Raw genomic sequence first — 7,178 nt, 5'->3', positions numbered from 1 at the left:
CGCGCTGAGGCGCGGGCTTCAAAGCCCTAGGATGAAGCGGTCTCCCGTCCGTCACCATATCGGCCAATCTAGCCGATCCAGCGTGTCGTGACTTACAAGGATGAGGCTAAGCAGCATCGGTGCTCGTCGAAAATGGGGCCGCACACTCAGTCCTCATCCTGAGGGCCCGCCAACGGCGGGCGTCTCGAAGGATGGCCACACGGGGGTCTTCCCATATGCGATTGCCCTGCCTCATGCGGGGAGAGGCGGCAAGACCGCTCGCCCAAACCCGCATCATCCCACCATGCCATTCTGCCACTGTTTTGCCCGACAGATCAAGCGAATTTCGGCTAGACCGAAAATCACCAAACCTTTCAACCCCATCCCTACTGTGCATGGGGTTGTTTTCGCGTCTCTGGTTGGAACACGCTCCGCACGCGGCTAAGCTCCGTTCGCATTCCATCCCATCGCATCCGAGGCCCCCATGCCGATCCAGCACTTCGCGCCCCCGCCGCACGTCAAGGCACCGCCGCTGTCCTTTGCGACCCGCGTCGGCGACCTGCTGTTCGTCTCCGGCATTCCCGGCTTCGACCCCCAGGGCGCGCTGCCTGACGGGTTCGAGGCGCAATTCGCCAATGTCGTCGTCAACATCAAGCGCGTGCTCGACGAGGCCGGCGCCACGACGCGCGATCTGGTCAAGGTCAACGTGTTGCTGACCCGCGCCACCGACGTTGCCGCCATGAACGCGCTCTATGCCGGTGCGTTCGGCCCGCCGCCGTTTCCCGCACGCACCACCTGCGTGGTCCACGCCCTGCCTGATCCGAAAATGCTGATCGAGATCGAGGCGGTCGCCTCACTGGCGAAGTGAGCGTGTGTGTCCTGCGGGGCACGCAGCCGAACCAAGTGGCCGCGTCGGTCTGACATGTCCGTGAAAGCCGGCTCCCCGGCTTGCAAATAGGTCGTTTTTACCCCACGAATTTTCGGATCACACTTCCCCACAAGGAGATATTCCATGCGTCGCGTTCTCGCCCTTTGTGCCGTTGCCGGCGTTGCCAGTTCCGTCTTTGCCGGGCCCGCGTCCGCGAAGGTCGGCTATTACGTGATCCGCTGGGACAACACCGGCATCTGCCAGGTCTGGAACGAAGACCTGAAGTACAAGCCGTTCCAGTGGGGCGTCTCGACCTACAAGGTCGTCAGCAAGCCGCTCCCGACCTTCACCCAGGCCTCCGAGCTCCAGATCAAGTTGCGCGGCGAGCGCCGCTGCACGCTCTGAGCCATCGGGCCAAGCCAGCTATCAAGCCAGCTATCGAGGGCGGGTTGCGCAGGCAGCCCGCCCTTTGCTTTTGCGCCGGCCCCCCGTTTTGTCCCGTGAATACAGCGATTTCCTGTGCGGCCGCTTTGAACCTGATCCGCGCAACGAGCTACTCACATCTTGTCCGGGGCGCAGGCTGAGGAAGCGCCCCCGCACCACCCTCCCCGTCATTGTCGGGAGGCGCATCACATCTTTGATTTTGAGGAGCTGATCCATGCGTCGTATTTCCATGCTCTGCGCTACCGCCGGTCTTGCCGCTGCCGCCTTCGTCGCCGCAAGCCCGGCCGAAGCCGGCTATCATCTGATCCGCTGGCAGGACAGCGGCTTCTGCCAGATCTGGGACGAGAGCATTCCGACCACGCCGTGGCCCGCCGGCTATCACCGCGCCAGCGCCTCGGTGCCGACCTTCCTCGACGCGCTCGCGATGAAGGACAGCGCGCTGAAGGCCGGTCACTGCAGCTGGTAAGAATTCGATCGGCGGACGACAAGGGCCGGGCAAGGATGCGATGCTAGCATCCTTGCCCGGTCGTTTTTGCCCCCGAGATGGAGCGGGTCGATGCGCGCACGGACCACGACAGCAGTTTTGGCGGCGTCGCTTCTGCTCGGCGCAGCAGCGCAGGCACAGGCCCCGCAATCCTTCCGCGTGATCTCGCCGATCTTCGGCCAGCTCGTCAGTTTCGCGATGCCGTCGCATTTCACTGTCGTGTTCGAGAACACCAAGGGCGGCCATTACATCCGCGAAGCGGTGCTCAAGGGCGAGACGCCCGAGCGCTGGACGCAGATGATCACGGTGACCGGCGAGAAGGGCATGACGTTGACACCCGGCAGCTCGCCGGAGATGTTCGCGGGCACCATCGCCGGCGGCTTCAAGTCGGCCTGCCCCGACAGTTTTGCGGCGAAGCCATTGGGCGAGACGAAATTCGGCCGCTTCGAGGGCTTTGTCGCGGTGGTCGGCTGCGGCCGCATCGACAGCGGCCCGACGCGGCACAGCGAAACCGCCCTGCTGATCACCCTGAAGGGCGCGAGCGACTACTACACCATCCAATGGGCCGAGCGCGGCCCCGAGAGCGACGAGCCGCCGGTCAACGACACCAGCTGGGATGCGCGCCTGCGCGATCTGGGCCCGATCAATCTTTGTCCGATCATGCCTGGCGAAGCCGCGCCCTATCCGAGTTGCGTGAGCAAGAGCTGAACGCAGTCAAGCGTCCTTGTGCGCGCGGGGATGAATCAGGACATCACGCGCGGCGGCGAGGTCAATGAACGCTTCCGCGCTGCCGCCCTGGTCGGGATGCATGCCCTTGGCGGCGCGGCGATAGGCCTGGTTGATGTCGTCGCAGGTGAGCTGCACCTGGAGCGGCAGGCCGAGCATCTTGCGGGCGCGATCCTCGCGGGACAATTTCTTCGGCGCCGCGTGGCGGCGACCGAAGCGCGGCGCGGTGAGATCATGGACGACGTCGAGGATCACGCCGATGCGGCGCCGGGCAGCGAGCGTGACACCGTGATCGTCATTGTCCGCGGCCTGGCGCAGCACGGGGAGCGCCTGCTCGGCGGCCTGGCGCAGCGTGGCGTCACCGCTCATTCGCACGATCTCGGCTACCAGCCGTCCCGCTTCGGCCCAATCGGCTGCGTCCGCCGGCCGCAAGCGCTCGATCGCCATTTTCCAGGATTCCAGTCGTTCCATCATGCGCGCAACGTTTAGCAATGCGGATGAGTATGCCAAGGCGGCCGTTTCCGACCCCTTAATTTCAAGTTAGCCTTTCTTGAAACTTAGAAACGAATCCGGGAGGAACTTGTCATGGCATTGCTCGCAAACCACATCGCCGTCGTCACGGGCGCCGGTTCCGGCATCGGCCGGGCGATCGCAGCCGGCTACGCCCGCGAAGGCGCGAAGGTCGTGCTGCTCGACGTCAACGCCGACACGGTCGCGGAGGCCGCCGAGGAGATCCGCAAGGCCGGCGGCAAGGCGGAGAGCTTTGCGCTCGACGTGACCAGGCGCGACGATTGTTTTGCGCTGGCCAAGCAGATTGCCGACAAGGTCGGACAAGTCTCGATCCTCGTCAACAATGCCGGCATCACCCGCCGCAATGCCTTCACCGCCGAGACCGACGCAGTCGCGAAGGACTGGAACGACATCATCTCGCTCAACCTCAACGGCGTCTTCAACATGACGCAGGCCTTCCTCGCGCCCCTGCGCGCAAGTAAGGGCCGCATCGTCAATATCGGCTCGATCCAGTCCTTCGTGCATCTGCGCACGCCGAGCTCGGCGGCCTACACGACCTCGAAGCACGGCGTGCTCGGCTTCACCAAGGCGCTCGCCGTCGAGCTCGGCAAGGAAGGCGTGCGCGTCAACGCGATCGGCCCTGGTTTCATCGAGACCAACATCAACGCCACTGTGCGCGCGACCAATCCGGCGCTGGTGCAGGCCTTCGTCGATCACACGCCGCTCGCGCGCACCGGCAAGCCGGAGGACATCGTCGGGCCGGCGATCTTCCTCGCTTCGGACATGTCGTCTTACGTCACGGGGACGATCGTGATGGTGGACGGCGGATATCGCACAGTGTGAGCGAGATGGGTCCGCATCGCTATGCATCCTGTGCCAATCGCGGCAGCGCTGCGGCATTCCCAAGGTCAATTCGTGCGATGGCGCGCGATTAACTTTTGATTAACCAAACCCGCTCACCGTAGATCTACGGCTTAAGAATCTACGGCTTGGGGGTCGTTTGTTCTCGATCCGTTTCCAACGATGGAAGCGGGCGTTGATCGGGGAGTGTGTTGATGACCACTGTTCATGTCGCCGCGTCCGAGCAGGCCGCGAAATTCCTTGCGCCCAACCAGATCGTTCCACTTCTGATCGGTGCGACCGTCGGCGAAGTGGAGCGCGAGCTCGTGCTCCAGACGCTCGCGCGCTGTGACGGCAATCGCACGCGCGCCTCGCGCGTGCTCGGTCTGTCGGTGCGCACGCTGCGCAACAAGATCAGGATCTATGCGGCCTCCGGCATCGAGGTGCCGGCCTATCACGACTAGACTAGCGCGTGATGGCGCGATCACTCCGCGCGCTCGGCCGTCCGAACGTGCGATACAGCTTGGTGCCGACGAGCACTGATAACGTGATGATCGCGACCCAGGCCGCGGTCAACGCGATTGCGCGCAACGCGAAGGCCGTCAGTATTGCCCATGACGGCTGCGGCTCCTCGGCGTAACCGACCGGCACGACGTCGGGCACAAGCAGATGGGCAAGACCGAGCGTCGCCGCAAGCACGACCACGGACAGGCCAAAGATTTTCCAGGCTGCGCGCATCGGTCGTTCCTCGCACGGGTTGTGGCGACGCGACATCGATGACACGGCCCCCCGCGCCGTCGATTGATGTTGATCAAGCCCGCCGGGACCCGCAGCAGAATTGCTGCTGTCGTCAAACGCCGCTAAGTAGCATGCTTGCCAAGAAGGAGTAGCGGCGTGGCAGACGATCAGGGACGGCAGGGACCTCAGGGTCCGCGCGGACGACAGGGTGAGCCAGGACGGCCGGGGCCGCAGGGTCATCCGGGCAAGCGCGGTCCCGACGGTGCCCGCGGCAAGCCCGGCCCGCAGGGTAAGCCCGGCCCTGCCGGCAAGGCCGGGCCGCAAGGCAAGGCCGGCCTCCAGGGCAAGCCGGGCGAGGCCGGCCCGCGGGGCGCCGCCGGCCCGCAAGGGCCCGCCGGTCCTCAAGGCCCGCGTGGTGAGGCCGGTCCGCCCGGCCAATTGCCGTCGATCGAGCAGGTGCTGCCGTGGCTGGAGCAGTTGTTCGACGCCTGGGATGAACGCCGTCGCCAGCGCGAGCAGGAGGCGGCTGAGCGCGCCGCGCTCGAAGCCGCCGTTCGTGAGGCTGAGATCGCGGCCGCGAACGACGACAACGCCGAGAGCGACGACGGCGATGACGACGAGCACAAGAAAAAGAAGAAAAAGAAGAAGCAAGGCCATAAGGACTAGCGGGCGCTCCTACTTCGCCTGGTCCTCACGCCGCGGCACCATGCCCATGCGCTCGAACTGCCAGCGCATGGCGCGGTACCAGAGATAGCCGACCAGTGCGCCGCAAACGGCCAGTATCACAACGTTCGCGCTCGAGAACGAGCCGCTCCACCACATCATCCACGCGGTCCACAACAACGTGAAGATGATGGCACCTGCTTTCAACGGAAGAAGGGAGTGGCTCATGGTTGCTGCTCCGGGTTGTCAAAACCCCGGCGGACATCATTGCGCGCTTCGGCCTCCACTTCCGTGAGCCAAGTCACGGTCCACGTCACGGTCGCGACTTCGGAACCTCTAGCCGAAGCGCAGTCGCGAACGCTCCTTTGCCTTCTCAGCCTCGACCTCACGGTCACGCGCCGGTGCGTGCGTGTGTAGCGAGGTCAGAAGTTTTCGCGCAGCTTCCGAGACTTCTGCCACCGCGCGATCGAAGGCCGCCTCGTTGGCCTGTGAGGGTTTGTTGAAGCCGGAGAGCTTTCGCACGAACTGCAGTGCACTGGCATGGATCTCATCCTCAGTCGCCGGCGGCTCGAAATTGAACAGCGTCTTGATGTTGCGGCACATGCAGTCTCTCCAGATGGTTCCTCATAAGACGATCGGCGAAGCCGAAACCCTACATCCTTCCGGGCACTTCTGCTAAGGTCCACTCTGACGCGGCCGCCGGGCATGAGCCGCATGGGGAGAGAAACATGAAAGCTTGTTGCGCAGCGCTGTCGGCCGTCCTGCTGTCGATTTCGACAGCTGCATTCGCCGCCGACTATCCGGCGCCAAAACAAGGCGATTGGGTCGCCAAGGATTTCAAGTTCCACACCGGCGACGTCATGCCGGAGCTGAAGCTGCACTACACCACCGTCGGTGAGCCGACCGGGCAACCGGTGCTGGTGTTGCACGGTACCGGTGGCTCGGGCGCGAGCATGCTGACACCCGCCTTCGCCGGCGAGCTGTTCGGGGCCGGACAGCCGCTCGATGCGGCCAAATATTACATCATCATCCCCGACGCGGTCGGCCACGGCAAATCGTCGAAGCCATCGGACGGCATGAAGACGAGCTTCCCGAAATACAATTACGACGACATGGTCGAGGCGCAGCATCGGCTCGTGACCGAAGGCCTCGGCGTCAAGCATCTGCGGCTCGTGATCGGCAATTCGATGGGCGGCATGCAGACATGGCTGTGGGGCGAGAAATTTCCCAACGACATGGACGCGCTGGTGCCGATGGCCTCGCAGCCGACCGAGATGGCGTCGCGCAACTGGATGCTGCGCCGGATCATGCTCGACACCATCCGCAACGATCCCGACTACAATGGCGGAAACTACACCAGCCAGCCGCGCATGATGAAATACGCGATCACCGCCTACGGCATTGCCAGCATCGGCGGTACGCTAGCCTATCAGCAGCAGGCGCCAACCGCCGCAAAGGCCGACAAGATCGTCGACGAACGGTTGGCAACGCCGATCACGGCGGACGCCAACGACTACCTCTACCAATGGGACTCCTCGCACGACTACAATGCCGCCGACAAGCTGGAGGCGATCGAAGCGTCGCTGTTGCTGATCAATTCCGCCGACGACGAGCGCAACCCTCCCGAGACCGGCCTCACGGATGCCGCGATGAAGCGGGTCAAGAACGGCAAGCTTTACCTCATCCCTGCGAGCACCGAGACGCGCGGTCACGGCACGACAGGTAATGCAAAATTCTACACCGAGCAGGTCCGGCAATTGCTGCAAACCGCCCCGCAGCGCACGATGTAAGGCGAGCAGACCGCGTCCGAATATCGCAGCGCATTATGTGCGGCGCCTCCACGCCGCATATAATTTGAGCATGCAATGCGCTGACAGCTCGGGCTTAATCGTTTCAATGACACGAATCGACGCGCGGGGCCAATCG

12 protein-coding genes are annotated in these 7,178 nt (G+C 64.0%); 8 read left to right on the top strand and 4 right to left on the bottom strand.

Going from position 1 to position 7,178, the window contains the following annotated elements:
- The first annotated feature begins 463 nt into the window (after nt 1-463).
- The 4 genes from M2427_RS03240 (at nt 464) to M2427_RS03225 (ending at nt 2,483) form a co-directional block, all read left to right on the top strand.
- Nucleotides 464-847, top strand: a complete 384-nt coding sequence (locus M2427_RS03240) for a RidA family protein (RefSeq protein ID WP_280704677.1) — start codon at nt 464-466, stop codon at nt 845-847.
- Nucleotides 848-991: 144 nt separating this feature from the next.
- Nucleotides 992-1,252, top strand: a complete 261-nt coding sequence (locus tag M2427_RS03235; protein WP_280704676.1) for a hypothetical protein — start codon at nt 992-994, stop codon at nt 1,250-1,252.
- Nucleotides 1,253-1,505: 253 nt separating this feature from the next.
- A complete protein-coding gene (locus M2427_RS03230) occupies nt 1,506-1,757 on the top strand; it encodes a hypothetical protein (RefSeq protein ID WP_280704675.1) in 252 nt (83 codons plus the stop codon).
- A 90-nt stretch (nt 1,758-1,847) separates the two neighbouring features.
- Entirely contained in the window at nt 1,848-2,483 is a 636-nt protein-coding gene (locus M2427_RS03225) for a hypothetical protein (protein ID WP_280704674.1), read from the top strand.
- Nucleotides 2,484-2,489: 6 nt separating this feature from the next.
- Here M2427_RS03225 and M2427_RS03220 read toward each other — a convergent pair whose 3' ends face one another.
- The gene (locus M2427_RS03220) at nt 2,490-2,975 is read right to left on the bottom strand and encodes a J domain-containing protein (protein ID WP_280704673.1); all 486 of its coding nucleotides are present in this window, start codon (nt 2,973-2,975) and stop codon (nt 2,490-2,492) included.
- 111 nt (nt 2,976-3,086) lie between these two features.
- On the opposite strand from M2427_RS03220, the gene fabG reads away from it, so the two are divergent.
- Both fabG and M2427_RS03210 read left to right on the top strand, forming a co-directional pair.
- Nucleotides 3,087-3,854, top strand: coding sequence for a 3-oxoacyl-ACP reductase FabG (gene fabG / locus M2427_RS03215; protein WP_280704672.1), 768 nt, complete (start codon nt 3,087-3,089; stop codon nt 3,852-3,854).
- A 212-nt stretch (nt 3,855-4,066) separates the two neighbouring features.
- Nucleotides 4,067-4,315, top strand: coding sequence for a helix-turn-helix domain-containing protein (locus M2427_RS03210; RefSeq protein ID WP_280704671.1), 249 nt, complete (start codon nt 4,067-4,069; stop codon nt 4,313-4,315).
- Between the two features lies 1 nt (nt 4,316).
- Here the strand turns inward: M2427_RS03210 and M2427_RS03205 are convergent, their stop codons facing one another.
- Entirely contained in the window at nt 4,317-4,589 is a 273-nt protein-coding gene (locus M2427_RS03205) for a hypothetical protein (RefSeq protein WP_280704670.1), read from the bottom strand.
- 156 nt (nt 4,590-4,745) lie between these two features.
- Between M2427_RS03205 and M2427_RS03200 the strand changes: the two genes are divergently transcribed.
- Complete coding sequence (locus M2427_RS03200; protein ID WP_280704669.1) at nt 4,746-5,255, top strand: collagen-like protein; 510 nt, start codon at nt 4,746-4,748, stop codon at nt 5,253-5,255.
- Between the two features lie 9 nt (nt 5,256-5,264).
- On the opposite strand, the gene M2427_RS03195 is transcribed toward M2427_RS03200, so the two are convergent.
- Nucleotides 5,265-5,480, bottom strand: a complete 216-nt coding sequence (locus tag M2427_RS03195) for a hypothetical protein (protein ID WP_280704668.1) — start codon at nt 5,478-5,480, stop codon at nt 5,265-5,267.
- A gap of 108 nt (nt 5,481-5,588) precedes the next feature.
- On the bottom strand, nt 5,589-5,855 hold the full coding sequence (locus M2427_RS03190) for a DUF2277 domain-containing protein (RefSeq protein WP_211406977.1): 267 nt from the start codon (nt 5,853-5,855) through the stop codon (nt 5,589-5,591).
- A gap of 125 nt (nt 5,856-5,980) precedes the next feature.
- Between M2427_RS03190 and M2427_RS03185 the strand changes: the two genes are divergently transcribed.
- Nucleotides 5,981-7,042 (top strand): alpha/beta fold hydrolase, encoded by a 1,062-nt coding sequence (locus M2427_RS03185; protein WP_280704665.1) that lies wholly within the window; start codon nt 5,981-5,983, stop codon nt 7,040-7,042.
- Nucleotides 7,043-7,178: the final 136 nt, after the last annotated feature.

Source organism: Bradyrhizobium sp. BR13661 (assembly GCF_029892425.1).
In the GTDB taxonomy this organism is placed as follows: domain Bacteria; phylum Pseudomonadota; class Alphaproteobacteria; order Rhizobiales; family Xanthobacteraceae; genus Bradyrhizobium.
The sequence above is the reverse complement of the archived record's forward strand: the minus strand, read 5'-3'. Positions and strand labels throughout refer to the sequence as shown.